We start from the raw sequence: 16,672 nt of genomic DNA, 5'->3' as shown, positions 1-16,672 counted from the left end.
TTTACTATTTGGTCTACATGTTAACAATGGTCCATGAACCGATATCTTGAAAACCAAGTCGTTTATAAATAACTCCGGCATGTGGGTTGTCATAAAAGAGGCACAATGACTTTCCTTCATGGAGCAGGTCTGCACATAGCTGTGCCATTACGCGCGAAGCAAGGCCTTGCTCTCTGAATGCTTGATGTGTGGCAACCCCTACAATCATCGCTGACATGGAATTTTCCGCTGAAGTTGAAGCGGTGACAATGACCTTATCTTCCCGTTCTATATAATAGGTGCGGCCGGTGTTGCTTTCCAGCGTTTTACGCAGGCTGGTTCTTGAACCATTCCGGCTGCTTTCAAATTCTTCAATGGTATCCGTGAGTGCGCAAATCGCTTCTACATCCTGAACCGTAGCTTTTTTAATAGGCTCAGCTGAAGAGAAGGACTCACTTATTTTATTGTTCATTTCTTTTAATTCAGCAAAATACAGCTGTTTTACTTGTTTGAAATTAATTTCACCGTCAAAAGCCTTCACCACCTCTGAGGCTCCGGAGATCATATGTATGTCATTATCCTTTCGGATAATCTCAGCGAACCCCTCGACATCAAAAGGGCCATCTGCATAAGGAAGGTAACTTCTATAGAAGTGCAGCAGAGCGGCTTTTATCCGCCCGTCGGCTGGGTCAATCTCTCCCCATAAATCCATGAAATCCTGCTCAAACCCAAAATTCTCCACATCGCCAATGATAAATAAATTAAGCGCCGGCTCTTTCCGCAGCAATGCCATCAGCAGCTCTTGATCATCCTTCGTTAGCTTTCGTATCATATTGTATTCTCCTTTGATTTTTATATGGGCTGACGCTCTGTGTTAAGATTTTACAATATTTAAAAGCAGAAGAATATACCTCAAGTAAGTGTTTGTCTGATAAGTATTCTAGTCTTTCGTTGTACTAATGTGAGGTTTCAGGGTAACTTTGTCCATCAATTTTCTGTTATAATGGGGGACAGCATTAAATAGGCATGGAGGTTGACCATGGCACAATATACGCCGATGATAGAGCAATATTTAAAGGTAAAGGAAGGGGCTAAGGATGCCTTCCTATTTTTTAGACTGGGCGATTTCTATGAAATGTTCTTTGAAGATGCCATTTTGGCTTCCAAGGAGCTTGAGATTACGTTGACAGGCCGCGAAGGCGGGGGCGAGGAGAAAATCCCTATGTGTGGAGTGCCTTACCACGCCGCCGAGGGATATATTCAACGCCTGATAGAAAAAGGATATAAAGTCGCCATTTGTGAGCAGTTAGAGGATGCTTCAGTCACTAAAGGCATGGTGAAGCGGGATATTGTACGCGTCGTGACACCAGGAACCGTGATGGATGGAAAAATCATTGCTGACAAGAGCAATAACTACCTCGTTTGCGTCACCGAAAGTGACGGAATGATGGCATTAGCTGCCTGCGATTTAACAACTGGTGAGCTGTATGTTACTTCGGTATTATCTGGAGCCGAATGGCTGCGTGATGAGATTGGCATTTATGAACCGGCTGAGATCATCGGAGACGCTGCACTTTTGGAGATCCTGCGAAGCGAAACGCCGCTGTTAGCCAAACCTGTAGTTTACACCCCTTGGGAGAAACGCGAGGAGGAGCTGGCACGTCGTCAGTTCGGTGAAGCGGCATGGGTACGTCTAGAGAAGGAACGTGGACAATGTCTGGCGCTTCTGATCTCTTATCTGAATGAGACCCAGCGACGTTCGTTAGGGCAGCTTAGTCAGATTTCTCCTTATGAACCAGGCAATTATATGATTCTAGATCCATTTACACGCCGGAATCTTGAACTAACCGAGACGGTTCGCGAACGCTCCAAAAAAGGATCCCTGCTCTGGCTGCTGGATCGAACGGAAACGTCGATGGGCGCCCGTCTGTTGCGCCGCAGAATTGATAAGCCGCTATTGCAGCGAGCTCCGATCGAACGGCGCCTAGAGGCTGTCGATTATTTGTACAATCAGTTTATCGTTCGCGAGGACCTGCGTTTAGCGCTTAAAGAAATTTATGATTTGGAGCGTTTGGTGGGTCGTATTGCTTTTGGCAGTGCCAATGGCCGTGATATGAATGCTCTGAAATTATCGCTGGCACAAATTCCTGCATTGAAGGATTTATGTATGACCTCCGGTTCAGCTACTTTACGAGAGATCGGTGCAAGTATGGATGAATGCGCTGAGCTGCGAGAGGATATTGACCGCGCAATCGTCGAGGATGCCCCGGTGTCTGTGCGCGACGGTGGCATTATCCGTTCCGGTTATCATGAACGTTTGGACGAGCTTAGGGAAGCTAGCAGTAACGGTAAACGTTGGATCGCTGAACTGGAAGCTAAGGAAAGACAGGCCACTGGCATTAAGTCACTGAAGATCGGCTATAACAAAATCTTCGGTTATTTCATAGAGATCACCAAATCCAATCTGGCTGCACTGCCGGAAGGAAGATATGAACGTAAGCAGACGCTTGCCAACGCAGAGCGTTTTGTCACTCCTGAGCTTAAGGAGAAGGAAGCACTCATCCTTGAAGCTCAGGATAAAATGACGGATTTGGAATACAGCCTGTTTACCGAGCTGCGTGATCGCATCAGCGGGCAAATTCCCCGCCTGCAAAATCTTGCGGAAAAGGTTGCCGAAATTGATGTATATCAATGCTTGGCGGCAGTTAGTGCCGAACATCGATTTGTGAAGCCAGTCCTTTCGGATGGTTATGATCTTCGGCTTGAAGGGGGCCGTCATCCCGTTGTGGAGGCGGTGCTTAAAGATTCTGCTTTTATTGCAAATGGAAGCACGCTGAGTAGGAAAGAAGGTAATATTCTTCTAATTACAGGTCCTAATATGGCGGGAAAAAGTACTTACATGCGTCAGGTGGCGCTGATCTGCATCATGGCTCAGATTGGATGTTTTGTACCAGCAAACAGTGCTGAAGTTCCGCTTATAGACCGGATCTTTACTCGTATTGGAGCAGCTGATGATTTGATCGGTGGACAAAGTACATTTATGGTGGAAATGGCTGATATCCAGGTTATGACAGAGAAAGCAACAGCTCGTAGCTTGATTATTATTGATGAGCTGGGAAGAGGTACCTCGACCAGTGAAGGTATGGCCATCGCTCAGGCGGTTATTGAATATGTACATGATGTTATTTCTTGCAAAGCTCTAGTTTCGACGCATTTTCATGAATTGGCTCATTTGGAAGGAAGTCTTAAAGGACTGCGGAATTACTCTATGGCTGTTCAAGAGAGCGGTGATAAAGTTAACTTCCTGCGCAAGCTAGTTCCTGGAGCGGCTGACAGCAGCTATGGCATCTATTGTGCACGTCTTGCGGGTCTTCCTGAAGGGATTATTGACCGAGCTTATGGTCTCTTGCAGAGCATTGAGCAGGCAGCCCATCCTGGTGGTTCGGAACTTCATTACGGGGGAAGCCTCGAAAGACAGGCGGCTGTAAGAGAAGTTGCTAGCGCATCCTCGATAGCGCAAGCCGTAAGTGTCATCACTGAGGCACCTGTAGAAAATGAGGTTGTTCAGTTGTCTATCTTTGGTGAGGAAGAACCACGCAAGAATCGCAAAGGTAGTGCACATCAAGTTGCGGTAACCGAAATCCAAGAGAATCCTGCGCTAAAAGAGTTCATTTCTTCTGTGCGTGACGCTGATCTTATGAATATGACGCCGCTGCAGGCGATGAGTCTGTTGAACGAGCTGAAGATGAAGGTTAAGGATCTGCAATAAAGATTTTATAATAATTGATTGCCTAAATAAGAGGTGAATGAAATGGCCAAAATTCATATATTGGACGAGCATATTGCCAACCAGATAGCTGCGGGTGAAGTAGTAGAGCGGCCAGCTTCTGTTGTAAAGGAGCTTGTCGAGAATGCAATTGACGCTGGCAGTACAAGAATTGAGGTATCGGTAGAAGAGGGGGGCTTGCAGAGCATCCGCGTTAAAGATAATGGCTCCGGGATTGATCCTGAAGATTGCGAGACCGCCTTTTACCGGCATGCTACAAGTAAAATTCTGAATGGCCGCGATCTATTTCAAATCACAAGCTTAGGCTTCCGCGGAGAGGCACTTCCCAGTATTGCCGCGGTCTCCAAGGTATCGCTTCTAACTGCAACTGCCGATGACGGCAAAGGGCGCCTAGTAGACATTGAGGGTGGCAATCTCATACGAAATGAGGACGCTCCTTCCGGCCGGGGAAGTGATCTTGCCGTTCGTGAATTGTTTTTTAATACGCCGGCAAGGCTGAAATATATGAAGAGTATTCAGACGGAGCTGGGCCATATCTCAGATGCCATGTACCGCATGGCGCTGGCTCATCCGGGGATCTCTTTTACCTTGCATCATAATGGCAATCAGCTGCTGCATACGCTCGGAAATGGTGATCTGCTGCAGGTCATCGCAGCTGTTTACGGAACCAATGCCGCCAAAGCAATGCTGCCGATTACGGCAGAAGACTTGGATTACCGGATTTCCGGATATATTAGTCGTCCAGAATGGACACGTTCCAATCGAAATGCAATCACTACTATTGTCGGTGGACGTTATATTCGCAGTAATGGACTGAACGCAGCAATCATGCGTGCTTATCACACCTTGCTTCCGATTAACCGTTATCCGTTATTAGTTCTTGAACTGGATATGCACCCCTCTTTGGTAGATGTCAATGTACATCCAGCAAAACTCGAGGTTAGATTCAGTAAAGAGAATGAGCTTTACACCTTTGTTGAGCAGGAGATCCGCAAAATACTGCTGGGGCAAAGTCTGATTCCACGTCCAAGCAAGGAAACAATCGGACCCAAGGGCAGCAGCTCCTTTATCCAGGAGCAATTTGCTTTTTCCAAAGGAGCTGTTCCGCCGTCATCTTCGAATGGTGATGAGAAGGATACAGCCCCTAAGGGATCTGCCAGCTTCTTAAGTGGACTACAGTCATCGAACCTTGACCGTAATTCCCGTGATTTTAGCAAGGATGGTCAGGCGGATCATCAGGTAGCTCGCGAGGTAGCTCCAGCTTACGGATCAGGCTATCCGTCTTCATCTTCGCAGGGGCGCCAAACTAATGCGAATACTAGTTATTCCAATAGCTATCGCCCGCAAGAAACGTCAATGGCGCAGAAGCAGCTCCCTTCGGTTGAGAAGCTATGGGCTCCACCACAACAAGAAGAGCCTGGACTTCCGGCCTTTCCTGAGCTTAATTATATAGGCCAGCATCATGGGACCTATATTATTGCCCAGAATGATGGAGGACTCTATTTAATCGATCAGCATGCGGCACATGAACGTATTAATTACGAATACTTCTATGAGAAATTTGGTCGGCCGGAGGATGCCTCACAGGAGCTGCTACTGCCGATTACACTGGAGTTCACGCCTTCTGAAAGTCGTCAGCTTAGTGAACGTCTACATTGGTTTCAGCAGGCCGGGGTATACCTTGAGCACTTTGGCGGACAGACCTTTCTTGTTCGTTCTTTGCCCTATTGGTTTCCTGAAGGGGATGAGAAGGCGGTCGTTGAAGAAATGGCGGAGTGGGTCTTAAGCGAGCGTATGATTGATCTTGCGAAGCTACGAGAAAAGTCATCGATTCTGTGTTCATGTAAAGCCTCGATTAAGGCCAACCATAAACTAACAGAACAGGAAGTGGAGGCTCTGTTGTCCCGACTGGCAGAGTGCAAACAACCGTATACTTGCCCACATGGACGGCCGATTGTGATCTCTTTTTCATCCTATGATTTAGAGAAATTGTTCAAGCGGGTTATGTAATTATACATTTTTTGAAATTAGTTAAGAGCAAGACTGGAGGCACCATGATTATAACTACGGGGTATAGCCCGATAATGGAAATAGTAGAACGCGCGCAAAGCCTTGCGGAGAGAACGGGTTGTAGTTATGCTCCACGTGAGAAGCTCTCCATTACAAGGATGGTTGAACATTACGGAGATGAGGATATTCTGATTCTATCTCAGGACGCTGTTCGACTACACCGCTTAGGAATGGAGCCTATGGAGTTTCATCCGAGCATGGGCTTCGTTCGCGCTAAACGAATTCTAAAGGGTGAGATCGAGCCGATGCTTGTTGCGGCTCGAATGCTTCCCGGAGATAGCGTATTGGATTGTACAGCTGGATTAGGAGCTGACTCCTTACTGTTTGCTGTACATGGTGGTGAGTCCTCAGAGGTAACCGCTTTGGAGAGCTCATTACCGCTGTACGCACTGCTCAGTGAAGGGATGTCTCATTACACCTCTGGGCAAGTAAAGGTCAATGAGGCTTTACGCAGAGTTAATGTCGTGCATAGTGAACATTTGGATTATTTACGGTCTCAACCAGATCGAAGTGTGGATATTGTTTATTTTGATCCTATGTTTCGCGTGCCACTGACGGGTTCTGCCTCGATTTCCCCGCTGCGGCAATTCGCTAACCGTGCAGCCTTATCGACAGAGAGTGTAGCCGAAGCGGTTAGGGTCGCCCGTAAGACTGTTCTTTTAAAAGAAAAGGCTTTGAGTGGCGAATTTGAACGCCTAGGGTTTACTGAGCTGCTCCGAAGCAACTCCAAAACATCGTACGGGGTGATACACATTGACAACTAAAGAAAGGCATAAGGTTCTAGTGCTGTTAGGACCAACTGCCGTAGGCAAAACCCGGTTAAGTCTGGAGCTGGCAGCGGCTTATAACGCTGAGATTATTTCCGGCGATTCGATGCAGGTTTATCGTGGTATGGATATTGGTACAGCTAAGATTACATCCGCCGAAATGAACGGCATTCCCCATCACCTGATCGATATTCATGATCCGCAGGATGCGTATTCTGCCGCTGAATTTCAAGAGCAGGGCACTAGACTCATCGAGGAGATAAGCGCTAGAGGGAAGCTTCCCTTTATCGTAGGGGGGACTGGACTGTATATTGAGTCTTTATGTTACGGCTTTCAGTTCTCGGAAGCAGTGGCTGATGAAGCTTTCCGTAAAGAGCAGGATCAATTTGCGGAAGAACATGGAGCGCTTGCACTGCATGCCAGACTCGAGGCGGTTGATCCAGTCAGCGCAGCCAAACTTCATCCTAACGACCGTCGCAGAATTATCCGTGCACTGGAAATTCAACACCAGACAAACACTACACTTTCCGCTTCTCATGCTGCTCAAAAGAAGGAATCTCCCTATGACTTATGTCTCATAGGTTTGACAATGGACCGGAAAATACTATATAAACGTATTGAGGACCGAATTGATAGCATGCTGGCGGATGGTCTCGTTGCTGAGGTGAAGGGACTGCTGGATAACGGTTACAGCAGAAGCCTTGTGTCCATGCAGGGATTGGGTTACAAGGAAATTGCCGCTTACCTGGCGGGAGAGCTGACGCTGGAAGAAGCTGTGATACTGCTTAAACGCGATACTCGCCGATTCGCCAAAAGACAGTTGTCATGGTTTCGCCACATGAAGGAAATCGAGTGGATCGATGTCGAAGGTGAACAAAACTTTTCTGAGAATTTCTCAAAAATACGTGGTATAATAGCAGGAAAGTTTCTCTCAGGTCTTGAATATACTTCTGAACAATCTAATTGAACCATTGGGGGTACGTCATATGAACAAGTCCATTAACATCCAAGATACATTCTTGAACCAACTACGCAAAGAAAATATCCCTGCTACGGTATATCTGACCAACGGTTTTCAAATCCGGGGAATAATTAAAGCATTCGACAATTTTACAATCGTCATTGACAGTGATGGACGCCAGCAAATGGTGTATAAACACGCAATTTCCACGTTCACACCACAACGTAGTGTATCACTGATGCAAGACAGCAGTAGTGAAGAATAACATTTATCAAAAATGAATTGAAACCTTTCTTGTTTATAAATCGTTTGAATAGAGTGTGAGAGAGCAACCTGTGAAGGTTGTTCTTTTCATTCATGGCAGACCATTTATGTTTATTTCCGAAAGGGAGTCAGGAGGCATTATGTCTAGAGACGATACATCCAGGACGAATCACAATAGAGATAGAGGGTCGTCCAGTTCCAAATCAAAACCAAAATCAAAACCAAAAAAGAAAAAGAAATTTTTGACGAAGAAGCGTGTGCTGTGGAGCTTGTTCTTCGCTACGGCATTGGCCATTTTCTGTGCATTAGGTGGATATCTGTTCATTATGCTAAATGGTCAAAAGCTTCTGCTTGAGAACCAGGATAAGCTAACAGTGAATGAAACGACTAAGGTATATGACCGCAATGCTAATTTAATCGGCGAATTATCACTGGAGAAAAGTGATCCAGTAGAGTATGAAGAAATTCCACCGTTATTGGTTAACGCTTTTGTAGCCACAGAGGACAAACGTTTCTTCGAACATTCTGGTGTGGATTTATGGTCGATTGGCCGGGCAGCAGTAAAGGATATAGCCGCACGAAGTATGGTAGAGGGCGGTAGTACCATTACTCAACAGCTCGCCAAAAACATCTTCCTGACAAGGGACAAGACGTTTTTCCGTAAAGCAACTGAGGTGTCGATTGCCGTAGCTCTGGAGAATCAGAAATCTAAAGAAGAGATTATTACCATGTATCTGAACCGGATTAACTTCGGGGGTACAATTTACGGAATTAAAGCAGCGTCAGTAAGATATTTTGGTAAAAGTGATTTGAGTCAGCTTAAGGTTTGGGAAATCGCGACATTGGCGGCCATGCCAAAAGGCCCGTCTCGTTACAACCCGCTGCGTAACCCTGATCTTTCGAAGGAACGCCGGGCAGTAGTGCTTCAGCTTATGTATGAGCAAGGGTACATTACGGAGCAGGAAAGAGACGAAGCAAAAGCCGTAGATTATAACTATAAGCCGCCAGAAAAGAAACAGCGTTATCAAGCATTTATTGATTTTGCAGTAGATGAGGCGGAAGAAAAATTTGGATTGTCAGAAGATGATCTGAATATCGGCGGATACAAAATTTACACTACCATGGATAAGCATGCTCAAGAAACGGTTGAAGATGCTTTTGCAGATAGTGATAATTTTGAAAAGAGTGTAGATGAAGAGCTGGTACAAGGCTCAATGACGATTGTGAATCAGGAGAATGGCAGCATTGTCGCACTCCTTGGCGGACGGAATTATGAGAAAAAAGGCTACAGTCGTGTAACTGGCAGCCGTCGTTCTCCAGGTTCTGCTTTCAAACCAATTGTCTCTTATGCTCCAGCGCTGGAAACTGGGAAATTCACCATGAATTCAACGCTAAGCAACGAGAAGCAATGTTTCGCGAACTATTGTCCAACCAACCTGCACGGATATTCTAAGAGCATCAACATGAGTGATGCCATTCAGAAATCAGAGAATATTCCGGCTGTTTGGCTGCTCAATGAAATTGGTGTGAATACCGGATTTAAATTTGCCAAGAAACTAGGCATTGGATTGGAAGATGAGGATAAGAACCTATCGCTGGCTCTTGGAGGCATGAGCAAAGGGACCAATACGCTGGAAATGGCGCAAGCCTACAGCGCTTTTGCAAATGGCGGCGAACTAAGAGAGGCTTATTCCATTAAATCCATCTCTGACAGCAGTGGTGAGACGGTCTACAAAGCGAATACAACGCCTGAGCGAGTGATGAGTAAGGAAACAGCTTATCAAATGACTGAGATGATGCAGAAGGTCGTGGAGAGCGGTACGGGTAGAAAAGCTAGGATTGACCGTCCTGTTGCCGGTAAGACCGGTACGACGCAAAGTGGATATTCTGGAATCAGCTCGAACCGTGATGTATGGTTTGTAGGCTATACGCCAGAATGGACTGCAGCAGTCTGGATGGGTTACGACAAGCCAAGTAAAAAGCATCTGCTTAAGAACAGCAGTCCGCTTGCCGCTGCTTTCTGGGGTAAGGTCATGGAGGAAGCGCTGAAGGATGTTCCTAAGAAATCCTTCCCGCAGCTCGATAACGAGATTGCTCCTGAGCCTACTGAAACACCAGAAACAGCTCAGACCGTTACTGGACTATCAGCAGCATATGATCCTTCTACGATGACTGTAAATCTCAATTGGGAGGCAGTTCCTGTTGCCGGCGTTGAGTATCGTATTTATCGTAGAGAGACATCGGAAGCTGAATTTGGCTCACTGTTAAATACAGTGACTACCAGCGCAGGCGATTTTAGTGCACTGCCTGGTTTGGTTTACGAGTATTATGTAACTTCTTATGACCCTGCGCTAAAAGTGGAGAGCGAGCCCTCCAATGTGGTTAGTGTATCCGTGCAGGATGAAATGCCGACCCCTGAACCCACCATAGATCCTAATCTTCCGACCCCGACCCCAGAGGACGGTGGCAACAACGGAGAGAATGGAAATGGTGGCAATAACGGAGGCGGCAATGAGGGAGGCGGAAATGACGGTGGTACTACAATCCCTGAAATCACCCCGCCACCGCCAACACCAATGCCGACCCCAACTCCAGAACCCACTATCGGTGGAGAGGGTTCCGGCGATGAGAGTGGGAATGTATCCACAAACCCTGATCCAGAGACAGGTTTTGTGAACGGGGATTCTTCCACTCAATAAAACGAATTTGAATTTCAAACAATGGCTTTATCCATGGCAGTCCAGCTTTGCTTTATTTATAGAGCGAAGCTGGACTGCCGTTTTTATTAGGTTTAGAAGAAAAATTTCTTGTATTTTGCGGGATATTTTGAGTGTATCCTCTAAATGTGTTAAGCTGAATAGACCATACTGGAGAGGGTAATTTCTATGAAACGTAAATTCGGAGACCGGGCCAACTGGCGCCGGATTACGCGTCGCCATTTTGCCTGCCGCTATGTGGAGAGCCGGGAATTCAGCGGATATATTACGCTTTATACCATCTACGGGCTGAAAGAACCACTGTGGAAGAGCTATGGACGACATACATATCGTATTGCAGATAAAGGTTATTCCTGGCTGCAATATTTTCCGAAAGATAGTCACTATATTGTGACGGCTATGTTCGACGAAAAACAAAATATTGTTCAATGGTACATAGACACCTGTAAAGTGCAAGGCGTTACTGACCAAGGTGTGCCTTGGTTTGACGATTTGTATCTGGACGTGGTAGTACTTTGGAACGGCGAGGTGTTTTTGCTCGATGAGGATGAACTGGAGGAAGCACTGGAGAGGCAAGACATCTCAGAAAACGATTATAAGCTAGCCTGGGAGACTGCCCATACTATTTTACGTGGCATCGATGCTCATGCTTTCCCTTATTTCTCACTCTCTTTGAAACATCGTGCCGAATTATTTCATCATGGAGAATTCAGGAGGAAATAAAGATGGAATGGTACGTTTATGGAAGAGACTCTTCCCCGATTCGGATTGTTCGCAAAAAACGCCGAATTTGGTCTAAACGAACGTTGCTTATTGCTTTAATGGTTATTGTTGTAGTTGGTTTGTTGTGGTGTGCGTACGCATTGAGGAATATCAATAAAGCTGCAACGACAGATCCTATGCTCAAAGCCGATACAGGGATCATTCTTGGCATGTCGATGTGGGGAGATGAACCTAGCCCGGGATTGAAGGAACGATTGGATTACGGGCTTAAGCTTTACCAAGAGGGGATGTTCCCGCATATCATAGTTTCTGGAGGTTTGGATAAACCTGATCTGAAATATACCGAAGGTCAAGGTATGCGCAATTATTTAGTAGCTCATGGAGTTCCGGATAGCGCCATTTCTGTTGAAAATAAAGCTACCAGCACTTACGAGAATCTTCTGTATAGCAAAGCAATTATGACAAGTGAGGGATTGTCCTCAGCAATTATTATTACGCATACATATCATGGATGGCGTTCACACGAAATCGCGGACGAGCTCGGTTATGTGAATCCTGAACTGGGGCTTACTGAATCCACTGTTCTGTCGATGACAAGGCATAAGTCGCGTGAAATTCTAGCCTATACGAAATGGAAAATCCAGCAGTTGTTCCTGTAATTGTTCTCAATTATCAGAATCTTCTAATAATGCTTCCTATTCCGGAAGAGACTTGATTAGAAAAGCCAGCCCCCAAATGGACTAAACTCTAAAGGGGGGCTATTTGTTATTTGTATATCAAAAATAATGGGGTTGTGAAATGATAAAAAAATAAAGTTCTGCTTATGACTTTTGTGCATTTCGGTCATTCTATCCTCGTGTACCATCGTAGAAGATGCGAGAGATAGCAGGGAATCCAATGTCGAACCCCATTCTTTAAAACAAGTGCATGATGTCATTCAGTTATTGCATATAATGCTCTAACGAGGTGATTACAATGGGTGAAGAAAATTTAAGAAAGATAACCATTAATGATTCCAGAATGAATATAACTTTCAAAAATCAAGACCCAACAAATATTACGAATGAAACATTGGAGAGCGCGCTGGCTCAAAATAATCATTTAGAATCTACAAAAGAAATCCTGCAAGAGCTTCATGAGCTTATCGGTCTTGAAAAGGTGAAGGATCTCATATATGAAATTCATGCGCTTATCCAAGTGGAAAAAATGAGACAAGAACTGGGGTTAAATGTAGTTAATCAGGTTTATCATATGTTGTTTAAAGGCAACCCCGGGACTGGGAAGACAACTGTAGCAAGAATCGTTGCCAAGCTGTTAAAGAATATGGGCATATTAAGTAAAGGTCAATTAATCGAAGTAGAGAGAGCGGATTTAGTGGGGGAATACATAGGGCATACAGCTCAAAAGACCAGAGACCTTGTTAAGAAGGCTATGGGTGGCGTATTATTCATTGACGAGGCTTATAGCTTGGCTAGAGGCGGGGATAAAGATTTTGGAAAAGAGGCAATCGACTGTCTTGTAAAGGTTATGGAGGACAGGAATGATGATCTCATCATTATCTTAGCGGGTTATCCAAATGAAATGGAGATGTTCATGGAGGCTAATACCGGGCTTCCCTCACGATTTCCAATTCAACTCGATTTTCAGGACTACACAACAGATGAACTGATATTGATTGCACATAAAATGGCTGCTGAAAGAGACTATATAATTACTCCAGAAACAAACGGGAAACTAAAAGAGTTAATCCTTAATGAGAAAATTATTGAAGAAAACTTTAGTAATGCCCGTTATGTACGCAATATCCTCGAACAGGCAATCCGCCATCAAGCGGTTAGATTAATAAGCAGGCATGTCAAAATATCTAAACAATCTTTGATGGAGATCTTACCGAGAGACCTTGTTCTTCCGGTCGATGATTATTCAAAAGGGGAGAGTATAATCTCTTAAATAAATTGACACCGGCTAAGTTTATACGTGCTTAGTCGGTTTATCTTTTATAAAAGATTGAAGATTATCATAATGAAAATGCGGACAGAATGGTGAGCCGTTCCATTATCAGCCTATATTACCAATGAAACTTATGATAAAATGTTTTGAAGCGCTGTGAATGAACAGGTTCATCTGTATAACATCAGCAAGAAGTGAAAAACTGATTAAATGGTACACAAAGATTCTATTACCGTCATAAGGAGCATGAATAAATGGCAATAACTACGCATGATACAGAAACGGATATTCAAGATCGGGCGATATTGGTCACTCTCGTCACAGATAAAATTAAACGTACCGGTATTGACCCAGAGCTTTCTCTGCAGGAATTAGTACAATTAGCAGAAACAGCAGGTGTTGAAGTCCTGGATGTGTTGCGTCAGAATAAGGAAACACCGGATTCGAAATGGTTTATCGGGAAAGGTAAGGTAGAAGAGCTCCGCATGGCCGCTGATGGTCTTGGAGCTAATACGGCTATTTTTGATCAGGAATTATCTGGAGCGCAGGTACGGAACCTTGAAGAGTCTCTGGATCTGAAGATTATTGATCGGACGCAGCTCATTTTGGATATTTTTGCTGGGCGGGCCAAAACACGAGAGGGTATTATTCAAGTAGAGCTGGCACAGCTGTCCTATCTTTTGCCGCGGTTATCCGGTCAAGGCAAAAACTTATCCAGATTAGGCGGGGGTATAGGAACCAGAGGGCCAGGTGAAAGTAAGCTTGAGACCGATCGCCGTCATATTCGCGGTCGGATTACGGAGTTGAAACGCCAGTTGGATGAGGTAGTTAAAACCCGTGAATTGCACCGTGAACGCCGCCGTAAGGCAGGGGCAGTGCAGGTTGCTCTAGTCGGCTACACGAATGCTGGTAAATCGACGCTGCTTAAGCAGCTTACGGATGCGGATGTTTATATTGAGAATCAATTGTTTGCTACGCTTGACCCTACTTCACGTGTGCTTCAACTAACGGGTGGCAAAGAGGTAGTGCTTACGGATACTGTAGGCTTCATTCAGAATCTTCCGCATGATCTTGTAGCATCTTTCCGCGCAACGCTGGAGGAAGTCAATGAGGCCAATCTGGTGTTGCATGTAGTGGATGCCTCATCTCCAATGCGTGAGGAGCAGATGGAGATTGTACAAACTATTTTGCAGGACTTAGGGGCAGCTAGCAAACCGCAAATAGTACTTTTTAATAAAATCGATCTATGTGAGCCTGAGCAACTGGAAATGCTGCCAACAGGCATAGGGTTTTTGAAAATCAGTGCGTTTAACCCGGAGGATTTAACCCGGATTATTGAAATTATCTCTGATGAGTTGGCTGGAGATACGCTGAATTTTCGCATTCCTGGAGACCGAGGCGATATTTCTTCCCTGCTTTACAGAGTAGGTGAGGTTCTGGAAACCACCTATGATGAGAACGATGTTATCTATAACGTCCGTCTTAATAAAGAGGATTATGATAAATGGGGTTACATGCTTGCTGATTTTGTGGACCAGCCGTAATCTTCTTTGTTCCCCTAAAGTGGAAATGCTTGTTGTATAGGTATAAAATAATAGCTAATGACAAAAAGCGTCAGGCAACTGTCGCTTTCTGTCATTATGATGGCAAGTAAATGTAAGGAGCGAATAAGAACTAATGGCAGTTTTTGCAGAAGATATTTTAGGAGCGGCAGAGTCCGCAGAAGTTGAAATCGAAGGTGCAGTCAAAGCTCTTGATCGAATTGTCGATAAGAATCAATGGAAGGTTATTGAAGCGTTTCAACGTCATCAGGTCAGTGATTATCATTTTGCGGGTTCAACGGGGTATGCTTACAACGACCGTGGACGCGAAGTGCTGGATCTTGTCTATGCTGACGTTTTTGGTGCGGAATCAGCCTTGGTGCGCCCGCATTTTGCTTCAGGAACACATACCATTTCAACAGCCCTCTTTGGTGTGCTGCGACCAGGAGACGAGCTTTTATACATCACAGGTCGTCCGTACGATACCTTACACAAGGTGATTGGCCAAGCAGGAGATGGGACAGGCTCACTCGCAGACTTCGGAATTACATATCGGGAAGTTGCCCTTACAGCAGAGGGTAAGATTGATTGGGAAGAGGTAACTCTCTCTATCAATGAGAAAACTAAAGTAATTGGAATCCAAAGATCGCGTGGTTATGATTGGCGTGCTTCCTTCACAGTAGCCGAAATAGGTGACATGACAGCGAGAGTGAAGTCATTGAAACCGGATGTTATTGTGTTCGTTGATAATTGCTATGGTGAGTTTACTGAAGAGCTTGAGCCTCCGCAGGTTGGAGTGGATTTAGTAGCGGGTTCATTAATTAAAAATCCTGGTGGTGGAATTGCTGAGACGGGTGGATACATCTGTGGGCGCAGAGATCTAGTAGAGCTTACAGCGTACCGTCTTACAGCTCCTGGTATCGGTGGCGAGGTAGGCGCAATGTTAGGAACTACCCGCGGGTTATACCAAGGCCTATTCATGGCTCCGCATACAGTTGGACAAGCCCTTAAAGGCAGTATTTTTGCGGCAGCTGTATTTCAGCGCTGCGGGTTTGAGACGAAACCAGCGTGGAATGAACCTCGTACAGATTTGATTCAGGCGGTTTCCTTTGATGGACCGGATCACTTGATTGCCTTCGTGCAGGGAATTCAACGTGCTGCGGCGGTAGACAGCCATGTAGTTCCAGAACCATGGGATATGCCGGGATATGAACATCCTGTCATCATGGCGGCAGGTACGTTTATACAAGGTGGTAGCTTAGAGTTATCGGCAGATGCGCCTATCCGTGCGCCTTATATTGGCTATATGCAAGGGGGATTAACCTACTCCCATGTCAAATATGGCGTTTTGATGGCACTCCAAAGTATGCGTGATCGAAAATTACTGTCAGAAAATCTTACACACCATTGACACGCTGTATTAGGAAATGTACAATGAGATCAGAAAAAGATCATTGGAAGGTTGGATGAGTCATGGGTGATGAAATCCGCAGAAATATGGCATTATTTCCTATTGGAATTGTAATGAAGTTAACTGATTTATCTGCAAGACAAATTCGTTATTATGAACAGCACAGTCTAATCGTACCTGCACGTACCTCTGGGAATCAACGTTTGTTCTCTTTTAATGATGTTGAGCGCCTATTAGAAATTAAGGCCTTGATTGAAAAGGGTGTTAACATTGCTGGCATCAAGCAAGTAATGAACCCAGTCTCGAAGGAATCCGAAGAAGCTACAGTGATTACCCCTGACACAGAGGTTAGACGTAGAGAGCTATCAGATTCGCAGCTTCACCGTTTGCTGAAGCAAGAACTAGTTTCCGGTAAAAGACCGGGACAGGTATCGCTTATTCAAGGTGAGTTATCCCGGTTTTTTAATAAATAATAATATACAGAGTTTTGAAAGGGAGAGGA

Annotated in this window: 13 protein-coding genes; 12 read left to right on the top strand and 1 reads right to left on the bottom strand. The window is 45.1% G+C overall.

Going from position 1 to position 16,672, the window contains the following annotated elements:
• Nucleotides 1-13 precede the first annotated feature (13 nt).
• Entirely contained in the window at nucleotides 14-811 is a 798-nt protein-coding gene (locus MHH50_RS17300; protein WP_340033180.1) for a GNAT family N-acetyltransferase, read from the bottom strand.
• A 207-nt stretch (nucleotides 812-1,018) separates the two neighbouring features.
• Between MHH50_RS17300 and mutS the strand changes: the two genes are divergently transcribed.
• The 12 genes from mutS to MHH50_RS17240 all read left to right on the top strand — a co-directional run bounded on the left by mutS (nucleotide 1,019) and on the right by MHH50_RS17240 (nucleotide 16,643).
• Nucleotides 1,019-3,748, top strand: a complete 2,730-nt coding sequence (mutS, locus tag MHH50_RS17295; protein ID WP_340033179.1) for a DNA mismatch repair protein MutS — start codon at nucleotides 1,019-1,021, stop codon at nucleotides 3,746-3,748.
• A gap of 42 nt (nucleotides 3,749-3,790) precedes the next feature.
• Nucleotides 3,791-5,776, top strand: coding sequence for a DNA mismatch repair endonuclease MutL (gene mutL, locus MHH50_RS17290; RefSeq protein WP_076306035.1), 1,986 nt, complete (start codon nucleotides 3,791-3,793; stop codon nucleotides 5,774-5,776).
• Nucleotides 5,777-5,787: 11 nt separating this feature from the next.
• Complete coding sequence (locus MHH50_RS17285) at nucleotides 5,788-6,600, top strand: class I SAM-dependent methyltransferase (RefSeq protein WP_340033178.1); 813 nt, start codon at nucleotides 5,788-5,790, stop codon at nucleotides 6,598-6,600.
• Nucleotides 6,590-7,570 (top strand): tRNA (adenosine(37)-N6)-dimethylallyltransferase MiaA, encoded by a 981-nt coding sequence (gene miaA, locus MHH50_RS17280; protein WP_340033177.1) that lies wholly within the window; start codon nucleotides 6,590-6,592, stop codon nucleotides 7,568-7,570. The genes MHH50_RS17285 and miaA overlap by 11 nt, the downstream gene beginning before the upstream one ends.
• A gap of 19 nt (nucleotides 7,571-7,589) precedes the next feature.
• Entirely contained in the window at nucleotides 7,590-7,829 is a 240-nt protein-coding gene (gene hfq / locus MHH50_RS17275) for an RNA chaperone Hfq (protein WP_036687741.1), read from the top strand.
• Nucleotides 7,830-7,968: 139 nt separating this feature from the next.
• A complete protein-coding gene (locus MHH50_RS17270) occupies nucleotides 7,969-10,527 on the top strand; it encodes a PBP1A family penicillin-binding protein (RefSeq protein WP_076190184.1) in 2,559 nt (852 codons plus the stop codon).
• A 186-nt stretch (nucleotides 10,528-10,713) separates the two neighbouring features.
• Nucleotides 10,714-11,268 (top strand): DUF402 domain-containing protein, encoded by a 555-nt coding sequence (locus MHH50_RS17265; RefSeq protein WP_076190185.1) that lies wholly within the window; start codon nucleotides 10,714-10,716, stop codon nucleotides 11,266-11,268.
• A 2-nt stretch (nucleotides 11,269-11,270) separates the two neighbouring features.
• Complete coding sequence (locus MHH50_RS17260; RefSeq protein WP_076277324.1) at nucleotides 11,271-11,927, top strand: YdcF family protein; 657 nt, start codon at nucleotides 11,271-11,273, stop codon at nucleotides 11,925-11,927.
• 316 nt (nucleotides 11,928-12,243) lie between these two features.
• Nucleotides 12,244-13,218 carry an AAA family ATPase gene (locus tag MHH50_RS17255; RefSeq protein WP_076098759.1) on the top strand — a complete coding sequence of 325 codons (975 nt, stop codon included), beginning with the start codon at nucleotides 12,244-12,246 and terminating at the stop codon, nucleotides 13,216-13,218.
• Nucleotides 13,219-13,472: 254 nt separating this feature from the next.
• Nucleotides 13,473-14,762: a GTPase HflX gene (hflX, locus tag MHH50_RS17250; protein WP_076308353.1), complete on the top strand. Its 1,290-nt coding sequence runs from the start codon at nucleotides 13,473-13,475 to the stop codon at nucleotides 14,760-14,762.
• A gap of 133 nt (nucleotides 14,763-14,895) precedes the next feature.
• Nucleotides 14,896-16,170 (top strand): methionine gamma-lyase family protein, encoded by a 1,275-nt coding sequence (locus MHH50_RS17245; protein ID WP_036687732.1) that lies wholly within the window; start codon nucleotides 14,896-14,898, stop codon nucleotides 16,168-16,170.
• A gap of 62 nt (nucleotides 16,171-16,232) precedes the next feature.
• Nucleotides 16,233-16,643 carry a MerR family transcriptional regulator gene (locus MHH50_RS17240; RefSeq protein ID WP_019910684.1) on the top strand — a complete coding sequence of 137 codons (411 nt, stop codon included), beginning with the start codon at nucleotides 16,233-16,235 and terminating at the stop codon, nucleotides 16,641-16,643.
• Nucleotides 16,644-16,672: the final 29 nt, after the last annotated feature.

The sequence above is a fragment of the Paenibacillus sp. FSL H3-0302 genome, from assembly GCF_037982245.1.
In the GTDB taxonomy this organism is placed as follows: Bacteria; Bacillota; Bacilli; order Paenibacillales; family Paenibacillaceae; genus Paenibacillus_AQ; species Paenibacillus_AQ odorifer.
Note: the sequence above shows the minus strand (reverse complement) of the source record. Positions and strands in the feature narration are given on the sequence as shown.

Coding starts and splice junctions, on each gene's coding strand:
- MHH50_RS17240 (WP_019910684.1), top strand. CDS start 16,233: ATGGGTGATGAAATCCGCAGAAATATGGCATTATTTCCTATTGGAATT.
- MHH50_RS17265 (WP_076190185.1), top strand. CDS start 10,714: ATGAAACGTAAATTCGGAGACCGGGCCAACTGGCGCCGGATTACGCGT.
- MHH50_RS17255 (WP_076098759.1), top strand. CDS start 12,244: ATGGGTGAAGAAAATTTAAGAAAGATAACCATTAATGATTCCAGAATG.
- hfq (WP_036687741.1), top strand. CDS start 7,590: ATGAACAAGTCCATTAACATCCAAGATACATTCTTGAACCAACTACGC.
- MHH50_RS17260 (WP_076277324.1), top strand. CDS start 11,271: ATGGAATGGTACGTTTATGGAAGAGACTCTTCCCCGATTCGGATTGTT.
- mutL (WP_076306035.1), top strand. CDS start 3,791: ATGGCCAAAATTCATATATTGGACGAGCATATTGCCAACCAGATAGCT.
- mutS (WP_340033179.1), top strand. CDS start 1,019: ATGGCACAATATACGCCGATGATAGAGCAATATTTAAAGGTAAAGGAA.
- MHH50_RS17300 (WP_340033180.1), bottom strand. CDS start 811: ATGATACGAAAGCTAACGAAGGATGATCAAGAGCTGCTGATGGCATTG.
- MHH50_RS17245 (WP_036687732.1), top strand. CDS start 14,896: ATGGCAGTTTTTGCAGAAGATATTTTAGGAGCGGCAGAGTCCGCAGAA.
- hflX (WP_076308353.1), top strand. CDS start 13,473: ATGGCAATAACTACGCATGATACAGAAACGGATATTCAAGATCGGGCG.
- MHH50_RS17270 (WP_076190184.1), top strand. CDS start 7,969: ATGTCTAGAGACGATACATCCAGGACGAATCACAATAGAGATAGAGGG.